Source organism: Mycolicibacterium lacusdiani (genome assembly GCF_021916785.1).
Classification (GTDB): domain Bacteria; phylum Actinomycetota; class Actinomycetes; order Mycobacteriales; family Mycobacteriaceae; genus Mycobacterium; species Mycobacterium lacusdiani.
Map to the genome: position 1 here is coordinate 259,256 of NZ_JAKCFC010000003.1, position 16,761 is coordinate 276,016.

The 16,761-nt window shown below is 62.9% G+C and carries 14 protein-coding genes; 13 read left to right on the forward strand and 1 reads right to left on the reverse strand.

Going from position 1 to position 16,761, the window contains the following annotated elements:
• Nucleotides 1–3 precede the first annotated feature (3 nt).
• The 12 genes from LOK44_RS10940 (at nucleotide 4) to LOK44_RS10995 (ending at nucleotide 13,445) form a co-directional block, all read left to right on the forward strand.
• Nucleotides 4–1,002 (forward strand): oxygenase MpaB family protein, encoded by a 999-nt coding sequence (locus LOK44_RS10940; RefSeq protein WP_237570001.1) that lies wholly within the window; start codon nucleotides 4–6, stop codon nucleotides 1,000–1,002.
• A gap of 67 nt (nucleotides 1,003–1,069) precedes the next feature.
• Nucleotides 1,070–2,458 (forward strand): ABC1 kinase family protein, encoded by a 1,389-nt coding sequence (locus LOK44_RS10945; protein WP_237570002.1) that lies wholly within the window; start codon nucleotides 1,070–1,072, stop codon nucleotides 2,456–2,458.
• Nucleotides 2,459–2,462: 4 nt separating this feature from the next.
• Nucleotides 2,463–3,368, forward strand: coding sequence for an alpha/beta fold hydrolase (locus LOK44_RS10950; protein ID WP_237570583.1), 906 nt, complete (start codon nucleotides 2,463–2,465; stop codon nucleotides 3,366–3,368).
• Between the two features lie 121 nt (nucleotides 3,369–3,489).
• On the forward strand, nucleotides 3,490–4,368 hold the full coding sequence (locus tag LOK44_RS10955; protein ID WP_237570003.1) for a cyclopropane mycolic acid synthase family methyltransferase: 879 nt from the start codon (nucleotides 3,490–3,492) through the stop codon (nucleotides 4,366–4,368).
• Between the two features lie 115 nt (nucleotides 4,369–4,483).
• Complete coding sequence (locus tag LOK44_RS10960; protein WP_237570004.1) at nucleotides 4,484–5,356, forward strand: cyclopropane mycolic acid synthase family methyltransferase; 873 nt, start codon at nucleotides 4,484–4,486, stop codon at nucleotides 5,354–5,356.
• A gap of 140 nt (nucleotides 5,357–5,496) precedes the next feature.
• The gene (locus LOK44_RS10965; RefSeq protein WP_237570005.1) at nucleotides 5,497–6,393 is read left to right on the forward strand and encodes a cyclopropane mycolic acid synthase family methyltransferase; all 897 of its coding nucleotides are present in this window, start codon (nucleotides 5,497–5,499) and stop codon (nucleotides 6,391–6,393) included.
• A gap of 253 nt (nucleotides 6,394–6,646) precedes the next feature.
• The gene (locus tag LOK44_RS10970; RefSeq protein ID WP_237570006.1) at nucleotides 6,647–7,126 is read left to right on the forward strand and encodes a hypothetical protein; all 480 of its coding nucleotides are present in this window, start codon (nucleotides 6,647–6,649) and stop codon (nucleotides 7,124–7,126) included.
• 132 nt (nucleotides 7,127–7,258) lie between these two features.
• Entirely contained in the window at nucleotides 7,259–9,109 is a 1,851-nt protein-coding gene (locus tag LOK44_RS10975) for a DUF4012 domain-containing protein (protein ID WP_237570007.1), read from the forward strand.
• Nucleotides 9,110–9,281: 172 nt separating this feature from the next.
• Entirely contained in the window at nucleotides 9,282–10,751 is a 1,470-nt protein-coding gene (locus LOK44_RS10980; RefSeq protein WP_237570584.1) for a tyrosine-protein kinase domain-containing protein, read from the forward strand.
• A 54-nt stretch (nucleotides 10,752–10,805) separates the two neighbouring features.
• Complete coding sequence (gene gmd / locus LOK44_RS10985) at nucleotides 10,806–11,858, forward strand: GDP-mannose 4,6-dehydratase (protein ID WP_237570008.1); 1,053 nt, start codon at nucleotides 10,806–10,808, stop codon at nucleotides 11,856–11,858.
• Nucleotides 11,858–12,835 carry a GDP-L-fucose synthase family protein gene (locus LOK44_RS10990; protein ID WP_237570009.1) on the forward strand — a complete coding sequence of 326 codons (978 nt, stop codon included), beginning with the start codon at nucleotides 11,858–11,860 and terminating at the stop codon, nucleotides 12,833–12,835. Before gmd ends, LOK44_RS10990 begins: the two co-directional genes overlap by 1 nt.
• A 133-nt stretch (nucleotides 12,836–12,968) precedes the next feature.
• Nucleotides 12,969–13,445 carry a hypothetical protein gene (locus LOK44_RS10995; RefSeq protein WP_237570010.1) on the forward strand — a complete coding sequence of 159 codons (477 nt, stop codon included), beginning with the start codon at nucleotides 12,969–12,971 and terminating at the stop codon, nucleotides 13,443–13,445.
• A gap of 189 nt (nucleotides 13,446–13,634) precedes the next feature.
• Here the strand turns inward: LOK44_RS10995 and LOK44_RS11000 are convergent, their stop codons facing one another.
• Nucleotides 13,635–15,023, reverse strand: a complete 1,389-nt coding sequence (locus LOK44_RS11000; RefSeq protein WP_237570011.1) for an O-antigen ligase family protein — start codon at nucleotides 15,021–15,023, stop codon at nucleotides 13,635–13,637.
• 298 nt (nucleotides 15,024–15,321) lie between these two features.
• On the opposite strand from LOK44_RS11000, the gene LOK44_RS11005 reads away from it, so the two are divergent.
• On the forward strand, nucleotides 15,322–16,566 hold the full coding sequence (locus LOK44_RS11005) for a polysaccharide biosynthesis protein (RefSeq protein WP_237570012.1): 1,245 nt from the start codon (nucleotides 15,322–15,324) through the stop codon (nucleotides 16,564–16,566).
• Nucleotides 16,567–16,761 lie beyond the last annotated feature (195 nt).

The following is a 16,761-nucleotide window of genomic DNA, read 5'->3' on the forward strand; positions in this document are numbered from 1 at the left end:
ACCGTGCTGTTGCCGCATCAGATCGTCGAGCAGTCGCTGCAGAACCACTTCGACCGCAACGTGCGGCAGCACTACTTCCGCGGCATGGAGTTCGCCGAGCCGGCGGGTGACCCCGGGTGGTTCGGCCCTGGCAGTGCGGTCTGGCACGTGCACTCGCATCTCGAGACGCTGATCTTCGGCCTGCAGTGTGCGGCGTACCTGGAGCGGCTCGACCCGTCGATCTACTGGATGGGCGTGCACCATTCGCGGCTGGTCGAGCGCTCCGAGGACCCCGCAACACCGCCGCGCATCGATCCCAAGGGCCTCGCCGTCCGGCTGGGCCACTCGATCGCGTTCTTCATCGGCACCGCCTACGGCACGACCGAGACCGCCGAGCGGCTGGCGCAGACCGTGCGCGCCATGCACCACACCATCAAGGGCACCCGGCCCGACGGCGCTTCGTACGACGCCGACGACCCGGACTGGCTGCGTTGGAACTACGCCACCGTGGTGTGGGGCCTGGCGACCGCGCACGAGATGTACCACCCGCGTCCGCTGCGCGGCAGGAAGCTTGACGCCTACTACGGCGAGTTCGTCCGGGTGGGTCACGCGCTCGGCGGTACCGACCTGCCGACGACGAAGGCCGAGACGCACGACTGCCTGAAGTCCTACCTGCCCAAGCTGGCACTCACCCACGGTGCGGCCATGGCGACCGGCCACCACCTGCCGATGCCGGAGAGCGCCGTCGACTGGGCCATCCGCGACACCATGCCCACGTGGGCCAAGCAGTTGATCGGCCACCGCTCCCCCAACGTGATCGAGCGGACCGCGCGCCGGGCGGCGGTCTGGACGGTCATCAACGGCCTGCACACCGCGGCGGGCCAGATCCCGGAGTTCACCCAGGCGCAGGCCCGCGTCGCCGACGGCGTCGACCCCGCGCTGGCGCCGCACACCGAGCCCCGCTACGTCCTCGGCAGCGATCCGGTGCGGACCCGGGACGACGTCGAGTTCACTTTCGCGTGACGCGCCTGGGTGTGACCTGATGCACACGCATTTTCCGTGCTCCGGACACTTTTGAGACACTGCATTCATGACTACGACTAAGCACCGCGAGGTTGCCAAGCTGGACCGGGTGCCCTTGCCGGTCGAGGCCGCCCGCGTCGGCGCGACTGGGTGGCAGATCGCCCGGACGGGCGCGCGGGTCGTCACCAAGCTGGCCGGCCGCGGATCCCTGCAGGAGAAGATCGTCGCACAGGTCCCCCAGACGTTCGCCGATCTGGGTCCCACCTACGTCAAGCTGGGCCAGATCATCGCGTCCAGCCCCGGCGCGTTCGGAGAGCCGCTGAGCCGCGAGTTCCGCAGCCTCCTCGACCGTGTGCCCCCCGCCAAGAAGGACGAGGTGCACGCGCTCTTCAAGGAGGAACTGGGCGACGACCCGGCGAACCTGTTCAAGCACTTCGAGGACGAGCCGTTCGCCTCGGCGTCGATCGCCCAGGTGCATTACGCCACACTGCATTCCGGCGAGGAGGTCGTGGTCAAGATCCAGCGGCCCGGCATTCGCCGTCGGGTCGCGGCCGACCTCCAGATCCTCAAGCGTGGCGCGCGGCTGGTGGAGTTCGCGAAGCTCGGGCAGCGACTGTCCGCCCAGGACGTGGTCGCCGACTTCGCGTCCAACCTCGCCGAGGAACTCGACTTCCGGCTCGAGGCGCAGTCGATGGACGCGTGGGTGGCCCACATGCACGCCTCACCGCTGGGCGAGAACATCCGCGTGGCCCAGGTGTACTGGGACCTGACGAGTGAACGCGTCCTGACGATGGAGCGCATCCAGGGCACGCGCATCGACGACGTCGCCACCATCCGCAAGAAGGGCTTCGACGGGACCGAACTCGTCAAGGCGCTGCTGTTCAGCGTGTTCGAGGGTGGGCTGCGCCACGGCCTGTTCCACGGTGATCTGCATGCGGGCAACCTCTACGTCGACGACGACGGCAAGATCGTGTTCTTCGACTTCGGCATCATGGGCCGCGTCGATCCGCGCACCCGCTGGCTGCTGCGGGAACTGGTCTACGCGCTGCTGGTGAAGAAGGACCACGCCGCCGCCGGCAAGATCGTCGTGTTGATGGGCGCCGTCGGCACCATGAAACCCGAAGCTCAAGCAGCGCAGGACCTGGAGAAGTTCGCGACGCCACTCACCACCAAGTCGCTCGGGGACCTCGGCTACGCCGAGATCGGCAAGCAACTGTCGGCGCTCGCCGACGCCTACGACGTCAAGCTGCCCCGCGAGCTGGTGCTCATCGGCAAGCAGTTCCTCTACGTCGAGCGCTACATGAAGCTGCTGGCGCCCAAGTGGCAGATGATGAGCGATCCGCAGCTCACCGGTTACTTCGCCAACTTCATGGTGGACGTGAGTCGGGAACACAAAGAGCATGACGTCGACGAGCGCTTGCGCGAGGAGCATGACAACGACGAGCTGGGGGTCTGACCGCGTGGACGTCCGCGAGGGCAAGGCACCGTCGGGTGACCTGACGATTCACTACGAGGACATGGGTGACGTCGACGACCCGGCCGTGCTGCTTGTCATGGGTCTGGGCGCGCAGCTGGTGTTCTGGCGAGAAGAGTTCTGCCAGAAGCTGATCGATCAGGGGCTGCGCGTCATCCGCTTCGACAACCGCGATGTCGGCCTCTCCGGAAAGTTGGACGGCCGGCGCACCAAGGGTTCTCAGGTCGGGAACATGGCGCGCTCGCTCCTGGGCGTGCGAAGCCCGTCGGTCTACCGGCTGGAGGACATGGCGGATGACGCGGCCGCGCTGCTCGACCACCTCGGCATCGATCGTGCGCACGTCGTCGGTGCGTCGATGGGCGGCATGATCGCGCAGGTCTTCGCCGCCCGGCATGCCGCCCGGACCCGGGGTCTCGGCATCATCTTCTCGTCGAACAACCAGGCTCTTCTGCCGCCGCCGGGACCCCAGCAGTTGCTCGCCGTCGTCACCGGCCCCTCGCCGGATTCACCGCGCGAGGTGATCATCGAGAACTCGATCAGGGTCAGCCGGATCATCGGCAGTCCCGGCTACCCGGCGACCGACGACAGGCTGCGCGCCGATGCGATCGCGTTCTACGACCGCGCGCACTACCCGCAGGGCATCGCGCGGCAGTTCAACGCGATCACCGGCAGCGGCAGCCTGCTGCACCATGACCGCCGGATCACCGCACCCACCGTCGTCATCCACGGCAAGGCGGACAAGTTGATGCGCCCGTCCGGCGGCAAGGCGATCGCCAAGGCGATCCCGAACGCAAGGCTGGTGCTGTTCGACGGGATGGGCCACGAGCTGCCCGAGCCCCTGTGGGACGACATCGTCACCGAATTGCAGAAGACGTTCGTCGAAGCGGCGTAGTTCGCCGTTATCGGACCATCAGGGCTTCGGCGTAGAGTCACCCCGAGACCGCAGCGGGGGGCTTGCCGGGTCATCGCCGACGTCGACGAGCCACTGAACTGCCCAGAAAGGCACGACTGACATGACGAAAAGTACCCGCAAGGGCGCGCTGAAGCCGCACTTCGAGGACGTCCAAGCACACTACGACTTGTCCGACGACTTCTTCAGGCTTTTCCTGGACCCGAGTCAGACCTACAGCTGCGCGTACTTCGAGCGCGACGACATGACGCTCGAGGAAGCTCAGCTCGCGAAGGTCGATCTCGCGCTGGGCAAGCTTGGACTCGAGCCGGGCATGACGCTGCTCGACGTCGGCTGTGGCTGGGGTTCGACCATGCTGCGTGCGATCGAGAAGTACGACGTCAACGTCATCGGCCTCACGCTCAGTGAGAACCAGAAGGCCCACGTCGAGAAGGTGTTCGCGGAGTCGGAGAGCCCTCGCTCGAAGCAGGTCCTGCTGCAGGGCTGGGAGCAGTTCGATCAGCCCGTGGACCGCATCGTGTCGATCGGCGCGTTCGAGCACTTCGGCCGCGATCGCTGGGACGACTTCTTCGCGACGGCCTACAAGGTGCTTCCCGACGACGGCGTCATGTTGCTGCACACCATCACGGCCCTCACGCTGCCGCAGATGACCGCGGCCGGCTTGCCGCTGACGATCTCCATCGCCAAGTTCGTCAAGTTCATCCTCACCGAGATCTTCCCTGGCGGGTACCTGCCGACCACCGAGCTGGCGGGTGAGCACGCCGAGAAGGCCGGCTTCAAGCTGACCCGCACGCAGTCCCTGCAAAAGCACTACGCCAGGACGCTGGATCACTGGTCGGCTGCGCTGGAAGCGCACAAGGACGAGGCGATTGCCATCCAGTCCGAAGAGGTCTACGAGCGCTACATGCACTACCTGACCGGATGCGCGCAGGGCTTCAAGGACGGGTACATCGACGTCTGCCAGTTCACTCTGGTCAAGTAGGCGCGTCCGTCGGTCACCTCCCGCCCGGGTAGCGTGAGCGCGACTGAGGCGACCGTATCCCGCATCCTCCACTTAGCTGGAGGGGCGGCGCACCACTGGAAGGCGGACTTTGCTCGTGTCCGAATTGACGCCCCACTTCGAGGACGTGCAGACGCACTACGACCTCTCCGACGACTTCTACCGGCTGTTTCTGGACCCCACCCAGACCTACAGCTGCGCGTACTTCGAACGCGACGACATGACGCTCGAAGAGGCACAGAAGGCGAAGATCGACCTGTCGCTGGGCAAGCTCGGACTCGAGCCGGGTATGACGCTGCTCGACGTGGGCTGCGGCTGGGGCGGCACGCTGCTGCGCGCGGTCGAGAAGTACGACGTCAACGTCATCGGGCTGACGCTGTCGGAGAACCAGTTCGCACACGTCCGATTGGCCTTCGAGTCCTCGGCGAGCCCCCGGTCGATGCGGGTGCTGCTGCAGGGCTGGGAGCAGTTCGACGAGCCGGTTGACCGCATCGTGTCGATCGGTGCGTTCGAGCACTTCGGCGCCGACCGCTGGGTGCCGTTCTTCGAGATGGCCAACCGCGTGCTGCCCGACGACGGCGTGATGCTGCTGCACACGATCACCCGGCTGATGATGGCCGAGGTCAAGCGACGCGGTATCCCGTTGACGATGGATGCCGCCCGCTTCACGCTGTTCATCGCCAGGGAGATCTTCCCGGGCGGTCAGCTGCCTGCCATCGAGGACGTCGAGGCGCACGCGTCCGACGTCGGTTTCTCGGTCGAGCGCGTTCAGTCGCTGCAGCTGCACTACGCACGCACGCTGGACCTGTGGGCGGAGGCGCTGTCGTCACGACGGGACAATGCGATCGCCATCCAGTCCGAAGAGGTGTACGAGCGGTACATGCGGTACCTCACCGGCTGCGCCGACATGTTCCGGCGCGGCTACATCGACGTCAACCAGTTCACCCTGCGCAAGGGCACGGCGAATTAGGGCCGAACACAGGCGAAACGCTAGGGTGTTTGCCTAGTTGCGCCTGACGTGGCCGATGTGCCCGTAGGGTGCGGTTGCGCAGGTAAATCGAACATTCGGCTGCTCGCAGCGCATGCGAGGAAAGGGCCATCAGGAGAGACATGGCAGACACCACGACCGGCCTCAAGGACTTGACTCCTCACTTCGAGGACATCCAGGCTCACTACGACCTGTCGGACGACTTCTTCGGCGTCTTCCAGGACCCCACGCGCAAGTACAGCTGCGCTTACTTCACCGGCCCGAACGTCACGCTCTCCGAGGCCCAGATCGCCAATGTCGATCAGCACCTCGATCAGCTCGACCTGAAGCCGGGCATGACGCTGCTCGAGGTCGGCTGCGGCTGGGGTCTGACCCTGCTGCGCGCGATGGAGAAGTACGACGTCAACGTCATCGGTCTGACGCTGTCGAAGAACCAGCAGGCGTACTGCAGCCAGCTGCTCTCCGGCGTGAAGAGCGAGCGCACGTTCGACGTGCGGCTCGAGGGGTGGGAGCAGTTCCACTCCCCCGTCGACCGCATCGTCTCGATCGAAGCCTTCGAGCACTTCGGCTTCGAGCGGTACGACGACTTCTTCAAGATGTGCTTCGACGTCATGCCCGACGACGGCCGAATGACCGTGCAGAGCAGCGTCGGCTTCCATCCCGACGACCTCCAGGCACGCGGCAAGAAGCTGACCTTCGAGCTGGCACGCTTCGTGAAGTTCATGATCACCGAAATCTTCCCCGGTGGCCGCATTCCCAGCACCAAGATGATGGTCGCGCACGGCGAGAAGGCCGGTTTCGTCGTGCCGGAGCCGATTTCGCTGCGCAACCACTACATCAAGACCCTCGGCATCTGGGCCGCGCGGTTGGAGCACCACAAGGACGAGGCGATCGCCGCAGCCGGTGTCGAGAACTACGAGCGGTACATGAAGTACCTCACCGGGTGCCAGTTCTACTTCGTCGACGAGGCCATCGACGTCAGCTTGGTCACCTACCTCAAGCCGGGCGCAGCAACCTAAGCCCAAGCCTCCGAAACCCCGGCACCAATTGGTGCCGGGGTTTTGTTTGCTGTGCCCACTGAAGCGATCTCTTTGTGCATGGTGGCGCGCGCGAATCCTCGACGTCGACGGTCACTAGTTCCGCCCGCCGCGTTTCATACCTTTGAAACGTAGTTTGACCTGCGGTTTTAGTATTGACGCCCATGACAAAAGCTGCCATGCTTCCCATTACTCTCAGGTTCTATTCAGGAACCTCAATGCAGGGGGGAAGACAATGACTACCGTTGCCACCAGATTCTCGGGCTTCACGACGAACTTCAAGGTAGGCACCGCTGCAGTGGCGGTCGTTGCGGCAGCAACGCTGACGCCGACGCTCGCCCAGGCGACGCCGACCCTCACACCGTTCATGGAGGGCATCGGAGGCTCGGTGTCATCGCTCGTTGATCCGGTCGTCTACCCCATGGCTGCTGCGGCCGCCGCGAGTTCGTGCGCCACCGCGGACTTCGCATTGGGCTGCTACGCGGTCGAAGGAGCCGTCGCCGGAACCCAACAGATCGTGAGGGGATTCGTCGTCTATGCCGGAACGACCGCCTATGTCTTGGTCGCGGCAACCGGTGAACTCCTTAAATTCATCGGCAACATTCTCCCCGGAGCGCTCGGCGACTTCTTCACGAACGTAGGCAACGGGGTCAGCGCCTTCGCCAATACGATCGCTCAAAACCTCCAGGTCGGCCCTTACCAGACCGCCCAGTAGGGATAAGTAGGGATAGGTACGGCAGCACTCGCCAGTGGATGCCGATAGGTAGCGAGCGAGTTGTCCCACATAGTCAGCTTTTGTGCTGCCCTGCTGGCGCAGACTGCAACCGGAGCACGGAGATTGTACTGAGTGGGCACATTTTCACGGCGCCGATCTAGCGACGGTTCGATCACCGACGATACGACTCTGACCGGCGAAGACGACCGCGAGGGGCGGGTTTGGCTCCGGCGCCGCCATCTCGCTTGGGCGGGGCTCGCGGTGCTAGTCGTCGTCATCGGGTTGGGCTGTTGGCTCGGGTTCCGAGCGCAGGCAGCGAAGACAAACCTCGAACAAGCGCGTGCCAGCGCGCAGCAAGCTAAAGATGCCCTGCTGCAGGGCAATACGGCTGATGCCTCCCGCTTCGCAGGTGATGCGCAATCTCACGCGCAGGCGGCTCGGGACGCGACGCACAGCCTGCCGTGGAACATCATCTCCGTAGTGCCGTGGTTGGGCAGCCCCTTCACGACCGGCCAACAAATATCGAACGTGGTGCTCGGCCTGACCGCGGACGTGTTGAAGCCCGCTGCGGACGCCGGCACGACTATCGCGCCGAGTCAGCTGTTGGCTGACGGTGGGCTGGATGTGGAAGCACTGCGCCGGGAAGAGCCAGCGCTGAGCAAGATCGCAGCAGCCGCGGCCCGTGTCGACGCTAACGCCAAGGCGATTTCGGATCCACGCTATCTCTCCGTGCTCGGCGAAGCCCGATCACTACTACAAGCCCAGACGTCGGACGTCGCCCACATACTGGGCGGCACCGCTATCGCGGCCCGGCTGGCGCCGTCCATGATGGGTGCCGACGGCCCACGCAGCTACTTCATGGGTTTTCAGACCAACGCCGAAGCACGGGGCACTGGGGGCTTGCTCGGAGGATTCGGAATCCTACGATTCGACGATGGCAAGCCCACTGTGGACACGCTGGGGCGAAACACCGAGTTCGACAAGTCGTTCACACCCATCAGTCTCGGCCCAGATTTCGACCAGCAGTACGGGTTTACGAAGCCGAGCACTGATATCAGGAACAGCAATCAGAGTTCCCACTTCCCGTATGCGGCACAAATCTGGAAGTCGATGTGGGCCCAGCAGTCAGGGATGGACGTCGATGGAGTCATCGCCATTGACCCGGTCGCCTTGAGCTACATCCTTGGCGCTACCGGACCCGTCGTGATGCCAGGTGGCGAGACGGTCACGGAGAGCAATGTCGTCGAACTCACCGAGTCGACGGTGTACAGCCGGTTCCCCACAGACCAATCCGCGCGTAAGCAGTATCTGCAGGATGTTGCCAGCGAGGTGGTCAAGAAGATCAGCGGCCCGGTGAAGTCTCCTCGCACGTTGTTCGACGCCTTGGGTCGAGCGGTCAGTGAGCGTCGAATCTTGGTATGGAGTTCGTCGCCCGCCAACCAGAAACTTCTGGAGGAAACTCCGCTGGCACACGTGGTCCCCGACGATCCGGCGCCATACGCGGGAGTCGTCATCAACAACCTCGGCGGCAACAAGATGGACTACTACTTGGAGCGGAAGATCGAGTACGTTGCCGACGGGTGCGATGGTGATACACGACTGTCGACCGTCACGGTTCGGTTAACCAATACCCTCGCAGATGCGAACCCATTGTCGGACTACGTCGCAGGGCAGCTGGGGTTCTTCACTGGACTCGCAGATAACATCCCAAGGGGCGCAATGCTCACATCGGTCCGGCTTCTCGCAACTCAGGGTGCGCAAGTAATTGGCGTAGTTGCCAATGACACGAGGATCCGTGTCTTCGGCGCGACTGAGCGCGGCCACCCGAGCTTCGAAGCGCAGGTGGCAATAGAGCCGGGAAAAACTGCTGTTCTGACTTTCCGACTCTCTGAGCCGACGGCCCCGGGTGCAGCCCGCGTACCCGTGCAACCGTTGCTGGACAACGTTGTTCCGGTTGTCTCGGTGCCCGAGTGCGGAAGCTGAAGTTCGTGCCGTCAAGAATGCCGATCGGTCGCTGCGGGAGTTCATCGAAACTGGTTGCGAGACTGCCGCTTTCGCACGTGATCAAGACCGTCCGAGCGGTACGCTCCTCATCGTTGCCAGGTTGTCTGGCGGAGCCCACCGCGCTGGGTCAACTGTCGGTGAAAGGGTGGCAATGAATCTCCGGGATTTCGCCAAACTCGTACGCAATCGTTGGATTACGGTCGCGGTCACATCGATCATCGCAGTGCTGGCAGCGCTCGCAGTCACGTTGCTTACTACCCCGCTTTACGAGGCATCGACTCGATTGTTCGTCTCGACTACGACGAGTGGTGCATCGGCAACCGACTTGTACCAAGGCAATCGCCTGTCGCAGGAGCGCGTTCTCTCCTACTCGGAATTGCTCATGGGCGAAACGTTGGCCCAACGCACCATCAACAAGCTCGGTCTCGACATGCCCGCAGCGGAACTGCGCGAGAACGTGAACGCGAGCGCGAAGCCCGACACCGTGCTACTCGACGTTCACGTGCTCGACGAGTCACCCGTGCAGGCGCGTGACGTCGCGAATGCACTCTCGAACGAATTCGTCGTGATGGTGCGCGAATTGGAGACACCCGAGGATGGATCGATGCCGGATGCTCGTGTAGTCGTCGAGCAACGCGCCTCTCTTCCTGCAGAACCCGTATCTCCGAACATGCTCTTGAACCTGTTGGTCGGGCTCGCGGCGGGTTTGGTCGTTGGACTTGGCCTCGCAGTGCTTCGCGATCAACTCGACAACACAGTCAAGGATCGACAAACCCTCGAAGAGACGACCGGGGTCGGACTAGTCGGCAGCATTCCCGTGAACAAGGAACGTCGAGCGGAACCAGCCATTCCCTTCGCCAGCGATAACTCGGCGATCGCCGAAGCTTTCCGCAAGCTACGAACCAACTTGCAGTTCTTGGCGGTCGACGATCCACCACGCGTCATCGTCGTCACCAGTTCGATGCCGAGCGAGGGTAAATCCACTACAGCGATCAACATTGCACTTGCCTTGGCAGAAGCCGACCACAGCGTCGTGCTGGTGGATGGCGACATGCGGCGTCCCAAGCTGGACAGCTACCTCGACCTGGTTGGCAAGGTTGGCCTGAGCACGGTACTCAGCGGCAGAGCGTCGTTGTCGGAGGTGTTGCAGACGACGAAGTACTCGGGGTTGTCGGTGCTGACTTCGGGGGGCACACCGCCCAATCCCAGCGAGCTGCTCGGTTCGATGGCTGCAAAGAACGTTCTCAGCGAACTGCGCGCCAAGTTCGACTTCGTCATCGTGGACTCGTCCCCGCTGCTAGCCGTCACCGACGCCGCGATCTTGGCCGCTGGGTCCGACGGTGTCTTGATCATGGCTCGGTTCGGACAGACGAAGCGCGATCAGCTCGAGCACGCAGTAGGAAACCTCGACGACGTCGGCGCCCGCCTGCTCGGTGCGGTCTTCACGATGACTCCCGAGCGTGGGAAGTCGTCATACAGCTACACGTATTACGGCGAGGATGCATCCTCGCACTCGACCGATCGCCCCCCGCACGCAGTCGCGCCCGAGGTGGCGAGTACGGCCAATGATGACGACGTCCCGCAACCAACCGGTAGGCACGGGAATGGGCCGTCGGAATAGTCAGCTCCTCCAGCATCAAATCAGCCTCATCCATCTAGCAGACCCGAGGTAGCCATGACCAAACGTGCGCTGATAACCGGCATCACAGGCCAGGACGGTTCGTATCTCGCGGAGCTGTTGTTGAGCAAGGGCTATGAAGTCCACGGCGTCATTCGCCGCGCTTCGACGTTCAACACATCGCGGATCGATCATCTGTACGTCGATCCCCACTCGCCCGGCGCCAAGCTGTTCCTGCACTACGGCGACTTGAGCGATGGCGTCCGGTTGGTGACTTTGCTCGCCGAGATCGACCCGGACGAGGTGTACAACCTCGCCGCGCAATCTCACGTCAGGGTGTCCTTCGACGAACCGGAGCACACGGCCGATACCACCGGATCTGGGACGATAAGAATGCTCGAAGCAGTTCGGCTGTCGGGGATCAAGACCCGGTTCTATCAAGCATCGTCGTCCGAGATGTATGGAGCGACACCACCACCGCAGAACGAGAACACGCCGTTCTACCCGCGTTCGCCCTACGGTGCGGCCAAGCTATACAGCTATTGGATCACCAGGAACTACCGCGAAGCCTATGGCTTGTTCGCTGCCAACGGCATCCTGTTCAACCACGAATCACCCCGTCGAGGTGAGACATTCGTGACCCGCAAGATCACCCGGGCAGTAGCGGCAATTAGAGCCGGCAAGCAGGAATACCTCTACATGGGCAATCTGGACGCGGTCCGCGACTGGGGTTACGCCGCCGAGTACGTCGAGGGCATGTGGCGCATGTTGCAGGTCGACGAACCCGACGATTACGTGCTGGCCACGGGCGAAGGATTCACGGTGCGAGAGTTCCTCGAGATCGCCTTCGGCCACGTCGGCCTCGATTGGCGAGACCACGTCCGGTTCGACGAACGATACCTGCGCGCAACCGAAGTCGACTCCCTCATCGGCGACGCATCACGCGCTAGGGAGAGGCTCGGGTGGGTACCTACCGTGCACGGCCGCGAACTGGCGCGTCTAATGGTCGACGCCGATGTGGAGGCGCTCGCGCACGAGGGGACGTCCTGGATCGACAAGGTGCGACTCGAGTCCTGGAACACCGCGATCCGAGTGGAGGCGGTCATGTGATGACCGTGCGCGATCACTACACGCCGGGTGAATTGGACCGCGATGCAACGTTCTACGTTGCTGGACACCGCGGGCTGGTCGGTTCGGCCATCGTGCGCAAGCTCCGCGCCGCCGGGTTCACGAACGTAGTAGGCGTGACATCGAGCGAACTAGACCTGACGGACCGCGACGCCGTATCCGACTTCTTCGCGCGGATCAGGCCGCGGTATGTCGTCTTGGCCGCCGCGAAGGTGGGCGGCATCATGGCCAACAGCACGTACCCAGTCGACTTCATCAGCGACAACTTGCGGATCCAGGTGAACGTCCTTGACTCGGCCCGCATCCAAGAAGTGGAGCGCCTGCTGTTCTTGGGTTCGTCATGCATATATCCGAAGCTCGCCGATCAACCGATCCGCGAGGAGTCCTTGCTCACCGGCCGGCTCGAACCCACCAACGACGCATACGCGATTGCGAAGATTGCAGGCATGGTGCACGTTCAGGCGTCCCGCCGGCAGTACGGCCTCCCGTGGATCTCGGCGATGCCAACGAACTTGTACGGACCGAACGACAACTTCTCGAACGAGAATTCGCACGTACTACCGGCTTTGATCCGACGCTACGACGAGGCCGTCTCGTCGGGTTCGACCACCGTCACCAACTGGGGCAGCGGTTCACCACGACGCGAGTTCCTGCACGCGGACGACATGGCAGACGCGTGCCTGCATCTGCTCGAGCACTACGACGGGACAGAGCACGTCAACGTCGGCAGCGGCACCGACGCAACGATTCGAGAGATCGCAGACACCGTTGCATCGGTAGTCGGCTTCGACGGCGAAACTCGCTGGGATACCACGCGACCGGACGGCACTCCGCAAAAGCTGCTCGACGTCTCGCGACTCAAACGTACGGGGTGGGCCCCGCAGATAGGGCTCACCGAAGGAATCGATCGCACAGTCGCCTGGTATCGCCGGCACGTGGGGTCTCTTCGGAATGCTTAGCGAGGGCCAATGTGTCGATGCGCCTTCAGAAAACGAACCGAAATTGACGCACGACACATTTTAATCCTGTAGCGTTCAGTCGGGTCCGGGGTACGCAGCGCTTCACGCGCTCACTTCCGAAACGGGGGGATTCTTGAAGATTGCAGCCCGTGCCTTTGGCACTCTCGCATTGTCTGCAGCCGCCGCATTGGTACTCGGTACCGGCACCGCGGTCGCTGACCCATTGGTGGGCAAGACGTTGGAGGATGCGTCTGCGACGATGTCGGAGAATTGGGATGCGACCCCGGTCGTCGAATCGGTAGTCGGAAGCCTACTGGAGCGAGAGTCGTGCATCGTCACGTCGTGGCACAAGTCGGCCTACCTTGACTCCAGCGGGAACAAGCGGGGCACCTCGAACATCTACGTGAACCTGAATTGCAATGCGGCGGTCGCAACGGCAGGGAAACCCGGTAATTCGGCCGAGTCCGAGGTGGGTAGGCTCGAGGCCAAGAACAACGAAACAGCCGAATACTTCAATACGCATCCCGAATACTGTCTGAACAATCCCGAGAATTGTAATTGGTTCTGCGATAAGTACGCCGACAAGTGCACGAACTGGCCAGCCGGATGAGCCTCTGGGCCATCCGTTTTGGCACCATCTCTTGACTCCAACCGAATGCGGTCACGATCCGCGGTCGATTCGGACTACCCCATTCGCCTGCCCCGTGAATTTGGGTGCTCTCTAGGCATTGCGCGCGGCCGGTCGGCCAGGTGGATTGGCCGGCATGAAGCTTGATTCAGAACCCTCGACGCCGTGGTGTCACTGACGACCGCTACGGGCAGTCGAAGCGACGAGGTGCCACTCGGCCGTGGACCGGTCACCGTGGCGGCGACGGCCCGCACGTTGCGTCGTCGACGTACTACGTCCAGCGATCAACGTCCCGCCTGAGGATCCTTCCGCCCCCGCCGTCCGGTGACGGTGATAGGCGTGCGCCGACATCGATGCCCAAGCCACGAGAAGTGGCAGCCAGAAGTGTCGCTGCTCGAAGAGCGGCGACACTGCGGCATACGTCAAGACCGCCGCGATGACCGCAGCCTCGGTGCCATGTCGCCTACGAAGCATCGCCTTGGTGATTCCAACACCCATTGCCACGACGATCAACGCGAAGGCGACTCCGAGAAACGGACCGCCCTGGAACCAACTTCGAAGTATCACGTTGTGAACGGTGATGACCCCGTTGTACGTGCCACTGGTCTGAGCGCCAAGCCCGTTGCCCATCAATGGACTTTCCGCAATGCTGCGCCACGCATAGTCATACGTCAGTTGGCGCGCAGCCCACGAGCTGGTTTCCGAACTACCGGTCACCTGCGCGTATCGCGCACTCAACGATGGGAAGTAGTCAATGGCGCCGGTTGCGGTGACTACCAAGCCGAGGAACGCCGTACTCACGACCCCCCACAGTGCCATTCTGCCCAGCGAGTCCCTCATGCATACGACGAGGACCGCAAGCCCTACACCAAGTGCCAACATTGCAGTGAAGCTGCCCGACGCAACGATGCCGAGGACGTTCGTCCCGAGCGCAAGTAACACCAGGCCCCGCAATTTCCTGGTGCTCACACTGATCTTCAGCGTTACGAGAACGGCAATGCACGCCATGATCCCAAGAGTGTTGGGGTGTTCGGTCAAACCAGATGCACGGCCGTACACGGCGCCGTAGATGAACCCTGGGACGCGAATCGATAGGCCCGAGAGTTGGACTACGGCAATCGAAGCAGAGAGAGTCTGTCCGATCACGAACGCTACAGCGACCCGATTGACGAAACGCGGATCGCGCACCGCTTCATAAGTCAGAACGAAACTACCCAAACCCAGCAGGATGAACAGCTGAGCGCCTACGAAGAGATTCTCAGTGACCTCAGCGGACTTGGTCGCCGTCACGATCGCGAGCAGCGACGCGAAGCCTCCGAATAGCCAGATCACGGGGTACAGCGGGCGCGCGACTCGTAGAAACAAGATGGGCACGCAGATCAAACTCATGATCGTGATGAACCACAGCGCCCTCGCGATGCCCGGTAGCGCGTAGTTGAGGGGAACGGCGGCGGCGACGCCACACCAAAGCACAGTCGTAAACGGCCACGACGGCCGAGCGCACGACGATTTGGTGGCGGAGGAGCTTCGCGACCCTCGGCCAGTTGTCACGGTCTTCATGCCGGCCTTCCCTGTCACACCGGTCGTCACTCGATTCGATTGCGCCCCTGTGCGGAAACTCGAGTTCATCGTCGCGCCAATCTTGCCAGCCTGACGCACATAGAAGGCCGTTTCAGACCAACAGCTCACTGCTGGGAGTTCGAGTGAACTGCCATCACGACGCCAGCCAATGCCGTCCCGTCACGACGCCGCCGTCGAACTCCAGATTCGTCACGCGACGGAGTCGTTGATCGTTCGCCCGGTGTCCGAACCGACGATATAGGTTTGGTCACAACACTTGCGGACGCTAGGGGGCGAAGTGCTCAAGGAATGGAGCCATGACCTTCGCAGCGGTGTCAGCGCCTTGGCCGCCTACGGCGTGTCCGTCGCGTTGATGGCGGTGGCGTCGCTTGCAGTGATCAAGGCAATGATCGCGGCAGATGGTCCCGAGGCTTGGGGGGCCATAGCTCTCGGCCAAGCGGTCGGCTACGTCAGTTGCATCATCGTCGGGTACGGATGGGCCTTGTCGGGGCCTGCGAAGATTGCGCGCGCAGACCCTGCCGCGAGGCGACGGGAGTACGCGGATTCCCTACGCGTCAGGCTGGTCCTACTCGTACCCGGTTGCGCGTTATCGGCTTTGATCGCAGCGTCGTTGGACCACGACTCAGCAACATTCGCGATGGCTGGAGCCGTGTCGTTCACTCTGACGGGCCTCACCGGCAACTGGTATTTCGTAGGCGTATCGCGGCCAATCACCATGCTGCTGCTTGAAACATGCCCCCGTGTCGCAGGAATGCTGGTCGGCGTCGTGCTGATGCATCAGGGCCGTGGCGCAATGGCGGGATTGGCCTGTATGAGCGGCGGCATGTTGCTAGCTTTCCTCATCGTCACCGTGTGGGTCTACTGGTCGACGTCGTCTACGGCTCGCGTTCCGTTAGCCAAGCGATCACTCGCGACCATCCTCGCCGAGCAACGAAGTGGTGTCGTGTCGGCCTCCATGACGGGGCTCTATCTCGCGATGCCGCTAGCGATCATCGCCTTGGTGGCACCGACGGTTCAGCCTGCATTCGCCTTGGCGGATCGGGTGAAGAACCAGCTGATCGCCGCGATGAGTCCGTTGATCACCGTGTTGCAGGCGTGGGTGCCGCGCGGCCTCGGAGAGGAGCGGATCAAACGGGCGCGACTGGCCTTCTACGCGTCCTGCTTACTCACGGGGGCCATGTGCGCTGTCTTCGTCGTCATCGGGCCAAGTCTCTTTCACTGGCTCGGCAATGCCGAAATCAGTGTCTCGTTGACCGTGACGATCCTCGTCGGGGTCCTGACCGCACTGGCCGTGACTGACCAGGTGGTCTCCAAAGCCGTTCTCGCGCCGTTCTTCCGACTCCACGTCGTGGCCTGGGCCACGGTCTGGGGCACCATCTCGGGAATCCCCTTGATTGCCCTCGGATCCGTACTCTTCGGGGCGCCGGGCGCTCTCACCGGTGCGATAGCGGGCATGCTCGTCCGCATCGGCATCCAAGTGCTTGATTTCCGTACCAAGATAACGAGTGCTGCTGCGGTATAGGTAGTTCAACCAAGGCGCCATGCCGCACCCCTTCGAGACACGTCCTGGGAAACGACGGCTCATACGGGACCATTGCTCATTCGCGATGTGGGCAGGGCTTGGCAACGTCGAGCCCTCGATCAGATGACACCGGAGATCAGCGCTATGGGACCATCGAGTCCGCCTCGACTCGCACGCATCGGTTGCTGTAATCGA